The sequence below is a fragment of the Methylobacterium sp. WSM2598 genome, assembly GCF_000379105.1.
Classification (GTDB): Bacteria; Pseudomonadota; Alphaproteobacteria; order Rhizobiales; family Beijerinckiaceae; genus Methylobacterium.
In genome coordinates this window covers 4,955,464-4,972,306 of sequence record NZ_KB900609.1, presented here as the reverse complement: position 1 = coordinate 4,972,306, position 16,843 = coordinate 4,955,464, and the positions used below count along the sequence as shown (strand labels likewise).

Genomic DNA, 16,843 nt, shown 5'->3' with positions numbered 1-16,843 from the left:
CGCCGAACCACCCGGATTTCACCCTCGAGGCTGGTATGGACCGGTTCCCCATGAACGCCTCCGATCTCCCCGCCTCCCTGATCCTCGTCGGCGCCGGCAAGATGGGCGGGGCGATGCTGGAGGGCTGGCTCGCGGGCGGGCTCGACGGGTCGCGCATCGCGGTCGTGGATCCCGGCGCCTCCGCCGACCTCGCGGATCTCTGCGCCCGGCGCGGCATCGCCCTCAACCCGCAGGGGCTGACGCCCCCCGAGGCGCTCGTGCTCGCCATCAAGCCGCAGGGGCTGGAGGCGGCCGCCCCCGCGGTCGCGCCCCTGGCCGGTCCCGACACGCTCGTGCTCTCGGTGCTGGCGGGCAAGACGGTGGCGAACCTCAAGGCCCGCCTGCCCGCGGCGCGGGCCGTGGTGCGGGCGATGCCCAACCTGCCGGCGAGCATCGGCAAGGGGGCCACCGGCGCGGCGGCGAGCCCCGAGACCAGCGCCCGGCAGCGCCGCATGGCCGACGCGCTCCTCTCCGGGATCGGCCTCGTCGAGTGGCTCGCCGACGAGAGCCTGATCGACGCCGTCACGGCGGTCTCGGGCTCCGGCCCGGCCTACGTCTTCCTGCTCGCCGAGGCGCTGGCCGAGGCCGGGGCGGCCGCGGGCCTGCCGCCGGAGGTCGCCGCCCGCCTCGCCCGCCAGACCGTCGCGGGGGCGGGCGCGCTCCTCGCCGAGAGCCCCCTCGATCCCGGCACCCTGCGCCGGAACGTGACCTCGCCGGGCGGCACCACGGCGGCGGCGCTCGCCGTGCTGATGGGGGCGGGCGGGCTGCCGGACCGCCTGCGCGAGGCGGTGGCGGCGGCCAGGACCCGCTCGGCGGACCTGTCGGGCTGACCCGCTACGACAGCCCGCCGCAGCGCCCCACCCTGCCGCCGCGCGCGGAACCCCCTACATGGAGGGGGAACCCGCATCGGAGCATCGCATGGCCCGCAAGCCCCTTTCCGACGACGCGCCGGCGGCCGCGCCCGCCAATCCGCGGGAGGCGATCGTCGAGGCGCTGATGCGGCTCGCCGCCGAGCAGCCCTGGAGCGACATCGAAATCACCGACATCGCCCGCGAGGCGGGGGTGAGCCTCGCGCAGTTCCGCGACCTCTTCCCCTCCAAGGGCGCGGTGCTCGGCGGCTTCTCGCGCATGATCGACAAGCAGGTGCTGGAGGGCACGGGCGACGACCTCGCCGAGGAGCCCGCCCGCGAGCGGCTCTTCGACGTGCTGATGCGCCGCCTCGACGCGATGACGCCCTACAAGCCGGCCCTGCGCCGCATCGCCTTCGCGCTGCGCGGCGACCCGCTCTCGCTCGCCGCCCTCAACGGCGTCGCCCTGAACTCGCAGCGCTTCATGCTGGCCGCGGCCGGGATCGACACCGAGGGGCCGCTCGGCCGCCTCAAGCTCCAGGGCGTGGTGATCGCCTTCGCCCGCACCCTGGAGACTTGGCTCGAGGACGACGACCCGTCGCTCGCCCGCACCATGGCCCGCCTCGACCGCGAGATCCGCAACGGCGAGCGGCTGATGGAGCGGGCCGAGGACCTGCGCCGCCTCACGGCCCCGTTCCGGGCGCTCGGCCGCTCGCTGGTCGAGCGCGGCCGCGGCCGCACCCGCCGGCCGCCCCGCGACGAGGCCGACGACGACCGGCTGGATACCGACCCGGTCGCGATCTGAGCCCGGCGCGGCCTCCGGTGACGGATCCGACACCGCGCGTTGTATAGGGGTGTCATAACAACCGGAGGAAACGCCATGGTCATGCTGGACCGCCGCACGCTGATCGGCGCCGCGGGCGTCGCGCTCGCGGGCTCCGCCGCGCGGGCCGCGCCCGAGCCGGCCGCGCCGCAACCGGCCGCGCCCCGCGACGTCACCCGCGCGCTGGCCCGCTACGTGACCACGGCGCGCTACGAGGACCTGCCCGAACCGGTCCGGCGCGAGGGCACCCGCACCTTCCTGAACTGGGTGGGCGTCGCCATCGGCGGCTCGCACCACGAGACGCTCGACGTCGCGGTCGCGGCCCTGCAGCCCTTCTCCGGCCCGCCCCAGGCCGGGCTGTTCGGGCGCGCGGAGCGCTTCGACATCATGAACGCCGCCTTCCTGAACGGCGTGTCGAGCCACATCTTCGATTACGACGACACGCACCTGAAGACCGTGATCCATCCGGCCGGCCCGGTCGCCTCGGCGATCCTGGCCCTGGCCGAGATGCGCCCGGTCCCGGGCCGGGACTTCCTCAACGCGCTGGTGCTCGGCATCGAGACCGAGTGCCGGATCGGCAACGCGGTCTATCCCAACCACTACGACGTCGGCTGGCACATCACCGGCACCGCGGGCGTGTTCGGGGCCGCGGCCGCCGCGGGCCGGCTGATGGGGCTCAGCGAGCAGCAGATGGTCTGGGCGCTCGGCCTCGCCGCCTCGCAGCCGGTGGGCCTGCGCGAATCCTTCGGCTCGATGAACAAGAGCTTCAATCCGGGCCGCGCCGCCGCCAACGGGCTCTTCGCGGCCATCCTGGCGTCGAAGAACTACACGAGTTCGGACGCGATGATCGAGGCCAAGCGCGGCTGGGCCAACACGATCTCGACCAAGCAGGATTACCGGGAGATCACCGAGGGGCTGGGGAGCCGCTACGAGGCACTGCTCAACACCTACAAGCCCTTCGCCTGCGGCATCGTCATGCATCCGGCCATCGACGCCGCGGTGCAGCTGCGCAACGAGAACCGCCTGACCCCCGGCCAGATCGCCCGCGTCGACCTCAAGGTCCACCCGCTGGTGCTTGAACTGACCGGCAAGACCGCGCCGCGCTCCGGGCTCGAGGGCAAGTTCAGCATCTCCCACGCGGTCGCGGTGGCGCTGGCCGAGGGGGCGGGCGGCGAGAAGCAGTTCAGCGACCGGGCGGTGCGCGACCCCGAGATCGCTTCCCTGCGGGCCAAGGTCGTCCCGACCGTGACGCCCGGAATCAGGCCCGAGCAGGTCGACATGACGGTGACGCTCACGGACGGCCGCACCCTGACCCGGCACATCGAGCACGCGATCGGCAGCGTCGAGAATCCGATGAGCGACGCGGATCTGGAGCGGAAATTCAACGACCTCGCGGAGGGCATCCTGCCGGAGGCGCAGGTCCGGCGGGTGATGGCCCTGGCCTGGGACGTGGCCAACCTGAAGGACGCGGGCGACGTGGCCCGGGCGGGGGTCCAGGCCTGAGGCGGGCACGGCGGGGGCGCTCCTGCGCCCGCCGCAGGGCTGCCCTGCGCGGCCCCCGCCGGGCCCTTGTCGTGGCACGCCAGTGGGTTAGCTCAGCCGCGAAGCGGGCGGCCGACGCGGCCCGCCGATCGGATCCGTCATGCCAGCACTCCCGACGACCCGCCGCCCCCTCGTGATCGCGGCGGTGATGGCCTCCATGTTCATGGTCGCCATCGAGGCCACCATCGTGTCGACCGCGATGCCCCAGATCGTCGGGGACCTCGGCGGGCTCGCCCTCTATTCCTGGGTGTTCTCCTCCTTCCTGCTCACCCAGACCGCCGCGACGGTGGTGTTCGGCAAGCTCTCGGACGTCTACGGCCGCAAGCCCGTGATGCTCGCGGGCATCGCCGTCTTCCTCGTCGGCTCGCTGCTCTGCGGCTTCGCCCGCTCGATGCCGGCGATGATCGCCTTCCGGCTGCTCCAGGGCGTCGGGGCGGGGGCGATCCAGCCGATCGCGCTCACCATCGTGGGCGACCTCTACAGCGCCCAGGAGCGCGGGCGCATCCAGGGCTTCCTGGCGAGCGTCTGGGCGACCTCCGCGGTGCTCGGGCCGCTCGCGGGCGGCTTCATCATCGAGCACGCCTCCTGGGCCTGGATCTTCTGGCTCAACATCCCGGTCGGGCTCCTGGCGGCGACGGGCTTCGCGACCTTCCTGCACGAGGGCGTGACCCGGGCCGAGCGCCGGATCGACGCGGCGGGCGCCGCCCTGTTCACGGTGGCGATCGGCGCCCTGATGGTGGCGCTCACCGAGGCCGGCTCCTCCGACAGCTGGGGCGCCATGACGGCGGCCTGCGTCGCGCTCGTCGGCGCGACCCTGTTCGTGCTGCAGGAGCGGCTGGCGCCCGAGCCGGTGATCGCCTTCTCGGTCTGGAGCCGCCGGCCGATCGCCGCCTCGAACGGCTGCTCGCTCCTCGCCGGCATGGCGCTGATCGGCCTCACCACCTTCCTGCCGATGTACGTGCAGGGCGTGCTCGGCCAGACGCCCCTGGTGGCGGGCCTCGCCCTGACCGTGATGGTGCTCGGCTGGCCGATCGGCGCCACGCTCGCGGCCCGCACCCTGACCCGGTTCGGCCTGCGGCCGATCCTCCTCACCGGGAGCCTGCTGCTGCCGCTCGGGGCGAGCGTGCTCCTGACCCTCGGCCCCGGCTCCGCCCCGGTCACGGCCGGCCTCGCCTCGCTGGTGATGGGCTTCGGGATGGGGCTCCTCAGCACCGCCGCCCTGGTGCTGATCCAGGAGATCGTGCCCTGGTCGCAGCGCGGCAGCGCCACGGCCTCGAACGTCTTCTCGCGCAACCTCGGCAGCACGCTCGGGGCGACGCTGTTCGGGGCGGTGCTCAATCACGGCCTCGCCCGGGCCGGAACCGGGGTGCATGCCGACCAGCTCCAGCACCTGCTCGCCAGCGGCGGCGGGGCGGGCCTGACCGAGATCCGCGCGACGCTGCAACAGGCGCTGCACCTCACCTTCTGGGCGATGTTCGGCATCGCCGCGGCGGCGGTGCTGCTCGCGCTCCTGGTGCCGCACGTGCCCCTCGGCCGGGCGCGCGAGACCCCGGCCGAGTAGCCGGTCAGGCGGCCTTCGGGGAGGCCTCGGGCGCCGCGAGGGCCGCCTCGCGGGCGAAGACCGCCTCGCGGGCGAAGACCGCCTCGAAGGCGCCGAAGGCGTCGAGGGCGCCGCGGATCACGGCGGCGCGCTCGCCCGGATGGCGGGCCCCGAAGGCGTCGAGGGCGGCCCGCAGCTCGGCCCAGAGCCGGCCCGTCGCCCTTCCGTGGCCGGCGAAGAACCGGGTGGCGGTGCCGAGGTCGAGGTCCGGGCGCCGCCGCAGCTCGGCCAGGATGAGCCGCCCGCCGAGCGCGGAGCCTTCGAGCACGTAGAGCCGCCCGAGGGCCTCCGCCAGGGACGCGCTCGGGGCGACCGGCGCGGCCGGGACCGGGGCGGCGGCCGCCGAGTCGGCGAGCAAGTCGGCGAGATCCCGTTCGAGCAGCGGGACGCGGGCGCGGGCGGCGGGGTCGAGCGCGAGCGCCTCCCAGCCCTCCTGCCGGGCGAGGTCGCGCTCGATCGGGCCCCAGACCGTGTGCATGGCGGCGAGGCAGGCCGCGTAGCCGCCCCGGTCCCGGATCGTCCCCGGCAGCCCGCTGAGCGCCTCCACCCGCGCGTGGGCCGCCTGCGTCTGCGCGCGCAGGACCAGCGACAGGGCTGCGTCGGGGTGGGGATCGGTCACGGGCGGCTCCAAGGGTGACGGGCTGGCGACGGGGGCACAGGATCAGGATCGCGGCAAGGCCCGATCCGTTCCCGGGGACGAAGCGCTCTCCGCCCCCGGGGCCATTCGGCCCCTTGTCCCGCGCGGGCGAAGGAGGCAAGTGCTGCGCATGAGCGAGGCATCCGCGTCCCCGACCCGCCGCCGCGACTGGCCCGGCCTCTTCCTGCGCGCCGTGCTGTCGCTGTTCCTCGGCCTGCCGATCGGCGGCGTGCTCTACGCCCTCGGGCTGGCGGCGCAGGCGTGGTACCTGCAGGATCCGATCCTGCAGCATCCCTGGCTGCTCCTCTTCCGCAGCCTCGGCGTCGCGGTGGGCTACGTGTTCATGGGCGGCTTCGCCTGGGCGCCCGAGACCGGCTACGAGAGCCTGCACGTCTGGTACGCGGCGGGCGTCCTCCTCGCCTTCGTGCTCCTGAGCCGGCCCTGGCGGCGCGAGCGCCCGCGGACGGAACCCTGGCCGCGGATGTCGTGATCCGGCGGATGGCGCGCGCCCGGTCCCATCGTGCGCGCTCGCGCCGCGGACGGGAACGGCTCCCATCAGGCTCGGTTGACCGGGCGATCCTCGGGCGCGGCCTGCCGCGCGGCGCGGCCTGCCGCGCGGCGCGGGCGCTCCTGCCGATCCGGCCGGAAACCTCGGGCAAATCCTCCTCGGCCGCCTCGCCGGCCGCGACCCTGCCGCCGCCCGCCCTCAGGCGCGGGGGAACGCCTCGCGAAGCTCGCTCAGCCCCTCCCGGATCGACTTCATGCCGAGCTTGGTCCCGACCGTGGCCAGGTAGTGCTGGGCCGGATAGCTCGACAGCCATCCGGCATAGCCGAGATCGATGACCTCCGGCAGGTCGTGGCGCAGCAGGGCACCGGCCACGGCCGAGAGCCGCGCCTGGAGCCGGTCGCCGATCCGATCGAGATCCACCGCATCCGGATCCGGGAGATCGGGCGCCGGGATCTCGATGGGCGTGAGCATCCGCGGGGTCAGGGGGATGATCGGGAAGGCCGGCTCCGTCCCCAGCCCGTCCACCGTCGAGGCGACGACGGCGTTGCGGGCCTGCGCGTCGGCACCGGGCGCGATGCTGCCCCGGCTGTCCGGCGGCTCCTTGACGTACCAAGCCTGCGCCGCCGCGCCGCGCCGCGCCCTGAACTCCTCGAACAGCGGGTTGCTCTCGGCGAGCATGAAGCTCCAGCGCAGGAAGGCCTGGGCGTTGCGCCGTCCGAGCAGGTAATCGTGCCGTCGGAAGGATTCGTGCAGGAAGCCGCCGAACCCGCCCAGGATGCCGCAGGCGATCGGATGTTTCGGGGTCGGATCCCCCGCGACCGGGCGGCTCGGGACCACGGCGAAGCGCGAGAACACGCGATCGTTCTGGGCGAGCGCGAGCTCCTCCGGCTTGAAGCGGGCTTGATCGATCAGGGTGCGGAGGAAGGCCGGTACGACGCTGAGGAGGCGCAGATCCCCCGGCGCGGGCCCGTCCGGCAGGGCGGCGTGGTTCGGAAAGGGATCGACCAGGATCATCGCCCGGGTCGCCCTGCTGGCATCGCGCCGGTTCGACGCGAGGCCCCCGGCGAGGTAGCGCCGCGCGATCTCGAAGGGCTCGTTGTCGATCACGCCGCCGTCCACGGCGACGAAGCCGAAGGGAACCGGAGGCGTGGCGACGTGCGGCGGGACCGTGCAGGTCTGGCCGGTCCCGTCCTGGTAGGTGACGCTCGGCACCGCGGTGTAGTCGGAGAAATCGCGCTGCAGCTGCCGGGCCTGCAGGCCGATCGGGAAGGCGCCGGTCGCCAGGGCGGCCTGCTTCAGCGCGAACCAGCGGTCCGACGCGTCGGGCGGGATCCGCAGGGGCAGGTCGTCGGTGTCGAGCCCGACGAAGCCCGGCACCGGCCGGGGTCTGCTGCCGACCATGAACCGCATGGCGTCGCCATGGTTCAGCATGCCGTAGAACTCGCTCTTGTCCTGGCCGAACAGCTGGAAGGCGTAGGGCACGCCCCGCAGGTTCGAGGCCGTCATGATCAGCGCGACATCCTGCGAGTCGCCGCGACCGAGCCAGGTCCGGCGGCGGGTGCGGCGCTGGGCCGTGAGGGTGTCGTCGACGATCCGTTCGAGGATGGCGCAGTTGAGCACCGAGAGCACGCCGCGGTTGAGCCCGCCCGGGTCGAGCAGCGGCGCGACGTCGATCTCCCGCACCCAGCTCGCGTAGAGGCGGTTCGCCTCCGGTCCCGGCGGTTCCCCGGGACCGACATGGGAGAGGTCCGTGAACCAGCACAGGCTGGTGATCGCGGCCGTCATGCCGCCCGCCGAGGCGCCCGCGATCACCGGGACGCGCACCCGGTGCGTCGGTCCGCTCCAGCCTTCCGTCTCGCGGACCGCCTCGTAGGCATCGATCGCCTCGGTGATGAAATCCATCACGCCGGCCGAATAGGCTCCCGCCGAGATCGCACCCGCCATGACGAAGCCGATCTCGAAATCCATGCCCATCGCGATCCTCCCCGATCACGGACAGATCGAGAGGATGCAGCATGTTCTCGTCACATGGCAATCTCTATCTGGTGTAGGCGTCTTATCTTCCCTGTACCGGATATTTTATCGTTCATTTGAAGATGAATACCTGGTCTGAGATGGCGGATGACAGAATGTCAGAAAGGACCAGGGATGTGCCGAGACAGGGATAATCAACTCTATAGCGCAATCATCGGCGATCATCTCAAACGGAAGTTGTGTGACGGGAACGCCTCGGCCCCCGGGGGGCACGGGAGACCGCGACAGCCTGGTCGGGCGTCCCGCGCTCAGGCCGCCGCCGCCTCCTCCCATTCCGGCCCCCAGACCTGGACCACGTGGCCGGGGGAGACCTCCCGGTAGGCCCGCTCCGGGGGGACGAAGTCCACGGCGCGGATCGGGCTGCGGATCTCGTCGGCGGAGAGGCCGTGGCGGGCGCGCCGGCGGGAGGGATCCGGCACCGGCACGGCGGCGAGGAGGCGCTTGGTGTAGGGGTGCTGCGGCGCATCGAAGATCGCTGCGCGCGGACCGATCTCCACGATCTCGCCCAGATACATCACGGCCACGCGGTGGCTGACGCGCTCCACCACCGCCATGTCGTGGGAGATGAACAGGTAGGCGAGGCGCAGGGATTCCTGCAGGTCGAGGAGCAGGTTCACCACCTGCGCCTTCACCGAGACGTCGAGGGCCGAGACGGATTCGTCCGCCACGATCAGGCGCGGCTCCAGGGCGAGCGCCCGGGCGATGCAGATGCGCTGGCGCTGGCCGCCGGAGAATTCGTGCGGGAAGCGGCCCGCCATCTCGGGCTTGAGCCCGACGCGCCCGAGCAGGTCCGCCGCGCGGGCCTCGGCCTCGCGCCGCGAGGCGAGGCGGTTGATCAGGAGCGGCTCGGCGATCGCCGCCCCGACGCTCATGCGCGGATCGAGGCTGGCGAAGGGGTCCTGGAAGATCATCTGCATGCGCCGCCGCCGCTGCCGCAGGGCCTCGGGCGAGAGCGCCAGGATGTCCTCGCCGTCGAGGAGCACGGAGCCGGCGAGCGGCTCGATCAGACGCAGGACCGAGCGGCCGGTGGTGGACTTGCCGCAGCCCGATTCGCCGACGAGCGCCAGCGTCTCCCCGGCCCGCAGGTCGAAGGACACGGTCTCGACCGCGTGCACGCGGCCCCGCACCCGCCCGAGCAGGCCGCCGCGGATGTCGAAGCGGGTGGTGAGCCCCTTCACCTCCAGCACCGGCCGCTCCGCCGCGGCGGGCCCCGCCGCGGCGGCCTCCTCGGGCGCCGGCACGGTCTCGCCGGTGGTGCGGTCCACGACGGGGAAGCGGGCCGGCCGCGCCCGGCCCCGCATGGCGCCGAGGGCCGGCACCGCGGCGAGGAGCGCCCGGCTGTAGGGGTGGGTCGGGCGGTGGAAGATGTCCTCCGTCGGCCCGCTCTCCACCGCCCGGCCGTCGAGCATCACCACGGTGCGGTCGGCGATCTCCGCCACCACGCCCATGTCGTGGGTGATGAACAGGACCGACATCCCCTCCTCGTCCTGCAGGGCCTTGATGAGGTCGAGGATCTGGGCCTGGATGGTGACGTCGAGGGCGGTGGTCGGCTCGTCCGCGATCAGGAGCTTCGGCCGGCAGGCGAGCGCCATGGCGATCATCACCCGCTGGCGCATGCCGCCCGAGAAGCGGTGGGGGTGGTCGTGCACCCGCGAGGCCGCCGCCGGGATGCGGACCTTGTCGAAGAGCCGCACGGTCTCGGCCTCGGCCTCGGCCCGGGAGAGGCCGCGATGGGCCATCAGCGCCTCGGCGATCTGGAAGCCGACCGTGAGCACCGGGTTCAGGCTCGTCATCGGCTCCTGGAAGATCATCGCCACGTCGCCGCCGCGGACCTTGCGCATCTCGGATTCCGGCAGGGTGAGGAGGTCGCGGCCCTGGAGGACCACCTCGCCGGTGATGCGGCTCGCGTCGCGGGGGGTGAGGCGCATGGTCGAGAGCGCGGTCACGCTCTTGCCGGAGCCCGACTCGCCGACCAGCGCGACGGTCTCCCGCGGGCCGATCTCGAAGGAGACCCCGTGCACCACCGGGCGCCAGCGCCCGTCCACCCGGAAGGCGGTGGCGAGGTTCCGGACGGAGAGGATCGGCGTCATGGGGGCTCCGGGTGGGGAGGGGGTGCGTCGTCAGGGGCGAGGGCCCGGCGCGCGGCCTCGGGCTCCCGCTCGATGATGCGCAAAGCCTGCATGGCGGCGTCGGGACGGCGGCGGCCCTGCTCGTCGGCCTCCATCGTCCGGGCGGAGGTCACGTCACAGCACCCGCCGCGGGTCGAGCGCGTCCCTGAGGCCGTCGCCGATGAAGTTGATCGACAGGACGGTCAGGAAGATCGCCGCGCCCGGGAACAGCGCCCAGTGCGGGGCGACGTCGAGGTGGTCCTTGGCGTCGAACAGGAGGCGGCCCCAGGTCGGGATGTCGGGCGGGAAGCCGAGGCCCAGGAAGGAGAGGGTCGATTCGGCGATGATCGCCGCCGAGACCTCGATCGTGGCCGCCACGATCACGGGTCCGAGCGCGTTCGGCAGGATGTGGCGCGTCACCTGGTGCAGCGGCCCCGCCCCCTGCGCGCGCGCCGCCTCCACGAATTCCTTCTCGCGCAGGGACAGGAACTGCGCCCGCACCAGCCGCGCCACCGGCATCCAGCGCAAGCCCCCGATCACCGCGACCACCATCACGAAGATGCCGCCCTCGATCCCGAAGACCTGCTTGAGCTGGTCGCGGAACAGATAGATCACGAGCAGCAGCAGCGGCAGCTGCGGCAGGGACAGGAACAGGTCGGTCACCCACATCAGGACGGGATCGAGCAGGCGGCGGGACATGCCGGCGATCGATCCCACCACCACGCCGACGAGGGTCGCCACCAGCATCGCCGCGAAGCCGACCGCGAGCGAGATCCGCCCGCCGTAGATCATGCGGGCGAGCAGGTCCTGGCCGAGATCGTCCGTGCCGAAGGGGTGCTGGGCGGAGGGGCCCTGCAGCATGGCCGAGAAGTCGATGTCGTCGATGGCGACCGGCCAGAGCAGCCCGCCGAACACGACCCCCAGCACCAGCACCGCCAGGATCACGCTCGACGCCACCGCCAGCCGGTGGCGGCGGAAGCGCCGCCACGTGTCCCGGCCGGAGGCGGCGGGCGCGGGCGCCGCCTCAGCCGAAGGAGATGCGAGGGTCGAGCCAGCCATACAGGAGGTCCGCGACGAGGTTGAACAGGACGACGAGGCAGGCGAACACGAAGGTCACGGCCATCACGACCGGCGTGTCGTTGGCGAGCATCGCGTTGATGAGGAGCGAGCCGATCCCCGGCACCCGGAAGATCTGCTCGGTGACGATGGCGCCGCCGAACACCGCCGGGATCTGGAGCGCCACGAGCGTCACCACCGGGATGAGCGCGTTGCGGGCGATGTGGCGCAGCGTCACCACCGGCTCGCTCAGGCCCTTGGCGCGGGCCGTCGTGACGTAGTCGAGCCGCGCCACGTCGAGGACCGAGGCCCGGACGTAGCGGGTGTAGGAGGCGGCCTGGAACAGCCCCAGCACCGCGATCGGCATGATCGCCTGCCGGAGATGCTCCCAGTACCATTGCCAGCCCGTCGCCGCGATGTCGGCGTTGTAGACGAAGGGCAGCCAGTCGAGCTTGAGGCTGAACAGCAGGATGAACAGCAGGCCGGTGAAGAAGGTCGGCAGCGAGAAGCCCACGAAGGCGAGCGTGTTCGCCACCTGGTCGAGGAGCGAGTAGGGCCGCAGGGCCGCCAGGATCCCGACCGGGAGCGCGATCAGCAGCGCCAGCACCTGCGAGGAGCCGACCACGAACAAGGTGGTCGGCAGGCGCTGCAGGATCAGGTCGTCGACGTTGACCCGGCTCGCGAAGGAGAAGCCCCAATCGCCCTGCAGCATGGCGAGGAACCAGTGCAGGTAGCGCACCAGGATCGGGTCATCGAGGCCGAATTTGGCCCGGAGCGCCGCCCGCACCTCGGGCGGCACGTTGGGGTTGGTGGCGAGCTCCCCGAAAGGATCGCCGGGCGCGAGCGCCAGCACGGTGAACAGGATCAGGCTGATCCCGACCAGGCTCGGGATCGCGATCAGCAGGCGGCGGAGGAGGTAGGCGCCCATGCGCGGCGCGTCAGCTCGGGGAGAACCGGCTCACGCCTCCTTGTACCAGTCGAACAGGAAGGCGAGCGAATTGTCCCAGCCGCTCGACGGCGCCTGGAGCTTGGCCCCGACCGCCGAGACCTGGGCCCGGTGGAGGAGCGGCATGACGTATTCGGAGGCCACGATGTCGTTCATCTTGATGAAGAGGGCCGCGCGCTTGACCGCGTCGAGTTCGCCCTGCGCCGCGCGGTAGCAGGCATCGGCCTCGTCGTTGCGCATCCGGCAGATGTTGCGGCCCTGCCACTTGTTCTCCTTGGTGGCCGCCTCCCAGGACACGTATTGCAGCATGAACACGCCCGGATCGGCCTGCGCCATGTTCCAGGTGTACATCTCCATGTCGGCGTAGAAGTGCGGGTAGGTGTCCGGGTTGGCGACGTCCGAGGAGAAGAACACGGAGCCGGGAATCGATTTCAGTTCCATGTCGATGCCGGCCTTTTGGGCAGCCTGCTTGACGATGGCCTGGGTCTTCTGGCGGGGGGCGTTGATGGAGGTCTGGTAGACGAATTTGAGTTTCTTTCCGTCCTTGGCGCGGATGCCGTCGCCGCCCTTCTTCCAGCCGGCCTCCTCCAGGATCTGCGCGGCCTTGTCGGTGTCGAAGGCGAAGCTGGTGTTCTTCGAGCGGAAGCGCTCGGGGCCGTTGAGCACGTTGGCGGTCGCCCGGCCGGTGCGGCCGTAGATGAATTGCTGCACCGCCGCCCGGTTGACGATCAGGTTCATGGCCTTGCGCACCGCCGGGTCCGAGAAGGCCGGGTGCTTGGTCTTGAGCGAGGCGCGCTCGCCGTCGACCTCGGTCCAGGGATCGGTGGCGTTGAGCAGGATGAATTCGAGGTTGCCGCCGTAGACGATCTCGACGCGGCCCCTGCCCTCGGCCTCGAGGCGCTTGAGGATCTCGTCCTCGACCTGCATGTTCCAGGCGTAGTCGTACTCGCCGGTCTGCAGCACGGCGCGGGCCGCCGAGACCGCGTCGCCGCCGCCCTTCATCTCGATCGTGTCGAAGGAGGGCCGGTTCGGCATATGGTAGTCGGGGTTGCGCACGCCGCGCACGATGTCGCCGGGGCGGAACTCCGCGAACTTGTAGGGGCCGGTGCCGACCGGCGCGAGGTTGGCGGGCGCGTCGCGCGACTTGTCGCCGATATAGGCCTCGAAATGGTGCTTGGGGATGATCATCCCGGCCGAGGACACGAAGGCATCGGCCCAGAACGGCGTCGGCTTGTCGAACAGAACCTTGACGGTGAGGTCGTCGACCTTCTCGACCTTGATGTCCTTGTAGCTGCCGGAGGTCACCGCCGCGGTGGCGGGGTTGGCGGCGTATTGCCAGGTGAAGACGACGTCGTCGGCCGAGAAGGGCTTGCCGTCGTGCCACGTCACGCCGGGTTTGAGCTTCCAGGTCACCGAGCGGCCATCCTCGGCGACGCCGCCGTTCTGGCGGCTCGGGATCGCGGCGGCGAGCACCGGGAACAGGTTGCCCTCGGCGTCCCAGGCGGCGAGGGGCTCGTAGAAGATGCGCGAGCCCTCCTGGTCCTTGGTGCCGACCGCGAAATGCGGGTTGATCAGGGTCGCGGCCTGCCAGAACAGCAGCTTGAGCGCCCCCCCGCCCCCGGCCTTGGCGGGCTTGTAGGCGGATGTCCCCTCGGCGGTCTGGGCGACGCCCTCCTGCGCCAGCATCATGCCGGCCATGGGGGCGGTGAGGCCGAGCGCGATCATCCGCTGCACGAAGTGCCGCCGGGAGAGCCGTCCGTCCTTCACCGCGCCGATCAGCGTCCGCAGGTCACGTTCGTTCATCAGCCTCGCCCCTTCCGTGCAGTGCCGGCAGCATGCACCAGACGCCCGCATCCGCAAGCGGCCCGCGGCCGCGGGCCACCGCTTTACAAGTCTCGCGCCACTTTGCCCGGTCGGGTATCCGCCGGGCGCCGGGGAGCCGTGCAGCGGGAGCGGTTCGCCGGCCGCTCCCGGGCCGGCATACCGGGCGGATGCGCGCAGCGACCGGGAGGCATCCATGGACAACCGCAACGCCGTGTGGCGGCAGGTCGACCTCCACAAGGACCGGTTGATCGCACTGAGCGACGCGGTCTGGGCCACGCCGGAGGTCTGCTACACGGAGGCGCGCTCGGCCGAGGCCCACGCCGCGGAGCTGCGCCACCAGGGCTTCCGGGTCGTGCAGGGCGTGGCCGAGATTCCGACCGCGCTCGTCGGCGAGGCCGGCGCGGGCGGGCCGGTGATCGCCTTCCTGGGCGAGTACGACGCGCTGCCGGCCCTGAGCCAGGAGGCGGGGGTGGCGGAGCCGCGGCCGCTGGTGCCGGGCGGGCCGGGCCACGGCTGCGGGCACAACCTGCTCGGCTCGGCGGCGCTGCTGGCCGCGACCGCCCTCAAGGACTGGCTCGCCGAGACCGGCCGGCCGGGCCGCGTGCGCTACTACGGCTGCCCGGCCGAGGAGGGCGGGGCCGCCAAGGCCTTCATGGTGCGGGCCGGCGCCTTCGCGGACGCGGATGCGGCGATCACCTGGCACCCGGCGAGCTTCTGGGAGGTGGCGCCCCCGCTGGCGCTGGCCAACACCCGGGCCGACTTCGTCTTCACCGGCCGGGCGAGCCACGCGGCGGCCGCGCCGCATCTCGGCCGCAGCGCCCTCGACGCGGTCGAGCTGATGAATGTCGGCGTCAACTACATGCGCGAGCACATGCCGAGCGACGCGCGGGTCCACTACGCGCTCCTCGACGCGGGCGGCATCGCCCCCAACGTGGTCCAGGCCCACGCGCGGGTGCGCTACTCGATCCGGGCCCGGGACCTCGCCGGCATGCGCGAGCTGGTGGCGCGGGTGCGCAGGATCGCCGAGGGCGCGGCCCTGATGACCGAGACCGCCGTCGAGATGCGCATCGTCAGCGCGGTCTCGGACCTCGTCGGCAACGCGCCGCTGGAGGAGACCCTGCACGCGGTGATGGAGGAGCTGGGCCCCCCGCCCTTCGACGAGGAGGACCGGGCCTTCGCCCGCGCGATCCGGGCGACGCTCGCGCCCGGCGACATTGCCGCGGTCTGGCGGGCGATCGGGATGCCGCCCACCGAGGCGCCGCTCGCCGACTTCCTCGTGCCCCTCGACGCCAAGCGCAACCCGGCGATCGGCTCGACGGATGTGGGCGACGTGAGCTGGGTGGTGCCCACCGTGCAGGCCCACGCCCCGACGGTCGCGATCGGCACGCCCTTCCACACCTGGCAGGTGGTCGCGCAGGGCAAGAGCCCGGCGGCCCACAAGGCCATGGTGCAGGTGGCCAAGGCCATGGCGGCGGCCGGCGCGGCCCTGATCGCCGACCCGGCCCTGCGGGAGGCCGCCTGGGCGGAACTGCGGGCGCGCACGCGGGACGGCTACGCCTCGCCGCTGCCGCCCGAGGTCGCCCCGCCCCTCGACATGTCGCGGGGCTGAGCGTCGCTCGCCGAAGCGGTCGCCGCTTCGGCGGCAGGAATGATGCGGGAACGAGAATCCGGGCGGACGCGCCCGACGCTATCCTGGCTGGGGCCGCGGGTCGCGGCCGGCGCCTAGGGGTTGCCGCGCAGGCCGCTCGCGAGTTCGCGGTTGATCCGGATCAGCGCGGTCAGCTTCTCGGCGTGGGGCTCGATCATCGCGTCGAAGGTGCGCGTGAACACGAAGGCGCCGAGCTGCGCCATGGACTGCTTCAGGTCGGCGGGGAGCGGCGCGTCGGGCTCGGTCGCGGCCGTGGAGAGGAGCGTCCAGACCTTCTGGTTGAAGGTGAGCGCCTCGTTCAATCCCGCCTGCTGGTCGGTCCAGTTGTCCTGGATCGCCTGGAGCCGTGCCGCCGCCTTGATGAGCACGGCCGCCTCGGCCTCCCGCGGCGTCAGGGCCGCCTGCGCAACCTTGGCGTAAGCGTTCGCTCCGTAACTCATCGGATGCAACTCCTCCGACCCTGCACAAGGGCGGTCGGCGGAGGCTCGCACCAGAGCGTTAAGCTTGGGTTGTGAGTGTCGCGGCGAGGAGGGGGCGCGGGGCGATTCGGCGCCCTGCCCTGAAACCGCTACGATGTCGGCTCATCCGTCGCCCGCTATGCTGAATTTCGTCCTCGGCGCCGTCGCGGGCGCCCTCATGGCCACCGTGGCGACGATCGCGGCCGTCCGGAACCCGGACGTCCAGGTCCGGATGGGGCTGGTGCGGCCCCAGCTGCCGGCGGTCGCGCTGCGCCGGCCGGAGCCCGTCTGCCCACCCCCCGCCGCGCCGCCGAGCCTCGCGGGCGTCGCCCCGGTGGGGCAGCCCGACATGCTGTTCGCCCGCCGCCGCTTCTGGTCGGTGGCGCCGCCCTGAGCGCGGCGCGTCCCGGCCCTCGTGTCCGGCGGCCTTCGGGTCCGCTCGCGCCGCCATCGCCGGTCCGGGGCGTCCGCATCGGGGAATCCGGTCTCATGCGCTGTCCGGACGATCACGTCCGGCCGGACGATCACGTCCGGACAGCGCATGGCAAGCCCGCGCGGCGCGGGAGCGAAGCCGACATCCGCCTCGCGACGCAATCCGTCGGATTTCGCATCAGAGCGTGCTGAGCAGGACCATCACGACCGTGGTGGCCGCCGTCGAGCCGAGGAAGCCGCAGAGCGCGGCCGCGAAGGAATGCGCGCCCGGGATGGCGGCATCGACGCGGGGGGCGGACTCGGTGCGGGCGGACTCGGTGAGCATGACGGTCTCCAGTGG

16 protein-coding genes are annotated in these 16,843 nt (G+C 72.6%); 7 read left to right on the top strand and 9 right to left on the bottom strand.

What is annotated here, in order from left to right; genetic code table 11:
• Positions 1-35 precede the first annotated feature (35 nt).
• From proC to MET2598_RS0123435, 4 genes are all read left to right on the top strand, one after another.
• On the top strand, positions 36-869 hold the full coding sequence (gene proC / locus MET2598_RS0123450; RefSeq protein WP_012330848.1) for a pyrroline-5-carboxylate reductase: 834 nt from the start codon (positions 36-38) through the stop codon (positions 867-869).
• A gap of 88 nt (positions 870-957) precedes the next feature.
• Positions 958-1,692: a TetR family transcriptional regulator gene (locus MET2598_RS0123445; RefSeq protein WP_012330849.1), complete on the top strand. Its 735-nt coding sequence runs from the start codon at positions 958-960 to the stop codon at positions 1,690-1,692.
• Positions 1,693-1,767: 75 nt separating this feature from the next.
• Positions 1,768-3,213 carry an MmgE/PrpD family protein gene (locus tag MET2598_RS0123440; RefSeq protein ID WP_012330850.1) on the top strand — a complete coding sequence of 482 codons (1,446 nt, stop codon included), beginning with the start codon at positions 1,768-1,770 and terminating at the stop codon, positions 3,211-3,213.
• 139 nt (positions 3,214-3,352) lie between these two features.
• Positions 3,353-4,813: an MDR family MFS transporter gene (locus tag MET2598_RS0123435; protein WP_018262576.1), complete on the top strand. Its 1,461-nt coding sequence runs from the start codon at positions 3,353-3,355 to the stop codon at positions 4,811-4,813.
• 4 nt (positions 4,814-4,817) lie between these two features.
• Here the strand turns inward: MET2598_RS0123435 and MET2598_RS0123430 are convergent, their stop codons facing one another.
• Positions 4,818-5,471, bottom strand: coding sequence for a biliverdin-producing heme oxygenase (locus MET2598_RS0123430; RefSeq protein WP_018262575.1), 654 nt, complete (start codon positions 5,469-5,471; stop codon positions 4,818-4,820).
• 148 nt (positions 5,472-5,619) lie between these two features.
• On the opposite strand from MET2598_RS0123430, the gene MET2598_RS0123425 reads away from it, so the two are divergent.
• Positions 5,620-5,979: a hypothetical protein gene (locus tag MET2598_RS0123425; RefSeq protein WP_012330853.1), complete on the top strand. Its 360-nt coding sequence runs from the start codon at positions 5,620-5,622 to the stop codon at positions 5,977-5,979.
• Between the two features lie 216 nt (positions 5,980-6,195).
• On the opposite strand, the gene MET2598_RS0123420 is transcribed toward MET2598_RS0123425, so the two are convergent.
• From MET2598_RS0123420 to MET2598_RS0123400, 6 genes are all read right to left on the bottom strand, one after another.
• Entirely contained in the window at positions 6,196-7,971 is a 1,776-nt protein-coding gene (locus MET2598_RS0123420; RefSeq protein ID WP_020493672.1) for a patatin-like phospholipase family protein, read from the bottom strand.
• Between the two features lie 308 nt (positions 7,972-8,279).
• Positions 8,280-10,121, bottom strand: coding sequence for an ABC transporter ATP-binding protein (locus MET2598_RS0123415; RefSeq protein WP_012330855.1), 1,842 nt, complete (start codon positions 10,119-10,121; stop codon positions 8,280-8,282).
• Positions 10,118-10,273 carry a hypothetical protein gene (locus tag MET2598_RS41535; protein WP_157182253.1) on the bottom strand — a complete coding sequence of 52 codons (156 nt, stop codon included), beginning with the start codon at positions 10,271-10,273 and terminating at the stop codon, positions 10,118-10,120. Before MET2598_RS41535 ends, MET2598_RS0123415 begins: the two co-directional genes overlap by 4 nt.
• 1 nt (position 10,274) lies before the next feature.
• On the bottom strand, positions 10,275-11,198 hold the full coding sequence (locus MET2598_RS0123410) for an ABC transporter permease (RefSeq protein WP_012330857.1): 924 nt from the start codon (positions 11,196-11,198) through the stop codon (positions 10,275-10,277).
• Complete coding sequence (locus MET2598_RS0123405; protein WP_012330858.1) at positions 11,164-12,123, bottom strand: ABC transporter permease; 960 nt, start codon at positions 12,121-12,123, stop codon at positions 11,164-11,166. Before MET2598_RS0123405 ends, MET2598_RS0123410 begins: the two co-directional genes overlap by 35 nt.
• A 30-nt stretch (positions 12,124-12,153) precedes the next feature.
• Positions 12,154-13,944: a peptide ABC transporter substrate-binding protein gene (locus tag MET2598_RS0123400; protein ID WP_012330859.1), complete on the bottom strand. Its 1,791-nt coding sequence runs from the start codon at positions 13,942-13,944 to the stop codon at positions 12,154-12,156.
• A gap of 214 nt (positions 13,945-14,158) precedes the next feature.
• On the opposite strand from MET2598_RS0123400, the gene MET2598_RS0123395 reads away from it, so the two are divergent.
• A complete protein-coding gene (locus MET2598_RS0123395; RefSeq protein WP_018262572.1) occupies positions 14,159-15,574 on the top strand; it encodes an amidohydrolase in 1,416 nt (471 codons plus the stop codon).
• Positions 15,575-15,687: 113 nt separating this feature from the next.
• Here the strand turns inward: MET2598_RS0123395 and flaF are convergent, their stop codons facing one another.
• Positions 15,688-16,053 carry a flagellar biosynthesis regulator FlaF gene (gene flaF / locus MET2598_RS0123390; protein WP_012330861.1) on the bottom strand — a complete coding sequence of 122 codons (366 nt, stop codon included), beginning with the start codon at positions 16,051-16,053 and terminating at the stop codon, positions 15,688-15,690.
• A gap of 157 nt (positions 16,054-16,210) precedes the next feature.
• Here flaF and MET2598_RS0123385 point away from each other — a divergent pair, with 157 nt between their 5' ends.
• Complete coding sequence (locus MET2598_RS0123385; RefSeq protein WP_012330862.1) at positions 16,211-16,465, top strand: hypothetical protein; 255 nt, start codon at positions 16,211-16,213, stop codon at positions 16,463-16,465.
• Between the two features lie 216 nt (positions 16,466-16,681).
• On the opposite strand, the gene MET2598_RS42315 is transcribed toward MET2598_RS0123385, so the two are convergent.
• Positions 16,682-16,828: a hypothetical protein gene (locus tag MET2598_RS42315; RefSeq protein ID WP_012330863.1), complete on the bottom strand. Its 147-nt coding sequence runs from the start codon at positions 16,826-16,828 to the stop codon at positions 16,682-16,684.
• Positions 16,829-16,843 lie beyond the last annotated feature (15 nt).

Bases quoted from the DNA above. Each gene is read 5' to 3' on its own strand.
- MET2598_RS0123385 (WP_012330862.1), top strand. From the start codon at position 16,211: ATGCTGAATTTCGTCCTCGGCGCCGTCGCGGGCGCCCTCATGGCCACC.
- MET2598_RS0123425 (WP_012330853.1), top strand. From the start codon at position 5,620: ATGAGCGAGGCATCCGCGTCCCCGACCCGCCGCCGCGACTGGCCCGGC.
- MET2598_RS0123445 (WP_012330849.1), top strand. From the start codon at position 958: ATGGCCCGCAAGCCCCTTTCCGACGACGCGCCGGCGGCCGCGCCCGCC.
- MET2598_RS0123440 (WP_012330850.1), top strand. From the start codon at position 1,768: ATGGTCATGCTGGACCGCCGCACGCTGATCGGCGCCGCGGGCGTCGCG.
- MET2598_RS0123395 (WP_018262572.1), top strand. From the start codon at position 14,159: ATGGACAACCGCAACGCCGTGTGGCGGCAGGTCGACCTCCACAAGGAC.
- MET2598_RS0123435 (WP_018262576.1), top strand. From the start codon at position 3,353: ATGCCAGCACTCCCGACGACCCGCCGCCCCCTCGTGATCGCGGCGGTG.
- MET2598_RS42315 (WP_012330863.1), bottom strand. From the start codon at position 16,828: ATGCTCACCGAGTCCGCCCGCACCGAGTCCGCCCCCCGCGTCGATGCC.
- MET2598_RS0123410 (WP_012330857.1), bottom strand. From the start codon at position 11,198: ATGGCTGGCTCGACCCTCGCATCTCCTTCGGCTGAGGCGGCGCCCGCG.
- MET2598_RS0123405 (WP_012330858.1), bottom strand. From the start codon at position 12,123: ATGGGCGCCTACCTCCTCCGCCGCCTGCTGATCGCGATCCCGAGCCTG.
- MET2598_RS0123415 (WP_012330855.1), bottom strand. From the start codon at position 10,121: ATGACGCCGATCCTCTCCGTCCGGAACCTCGCCACCGCCTTCCGGGTG.
- MET2598_RS0123400 (WP_012330859.1), bottom strand. From the start codon at position 13,944: ATGAACGAACGTGACCTGCGGACGCTGATCGGCGCGGTGAAGGACGGA.
- MET2598_RS0123420 (WP_020493672.1), bottom strand. From the start codon at position 7,971: ATGGGCATGGATTTCGAGATCGGCTTCGTCATGGCGGGTGCGATCTCG.
- proC (WP_012330848.1), top strand. From the start codon at position 36: ATGGACCGGTTCCCCATGAACGCCTCCGATCTCCCCGCCTCCCTGATC.
- flaF (WP_012330861.1), bottom strand. From the start codon at position 16,053: ATGAGTTACGGAGCGAACGCTTACGCCAAGGTTGCGCAGGCGGCCCTG.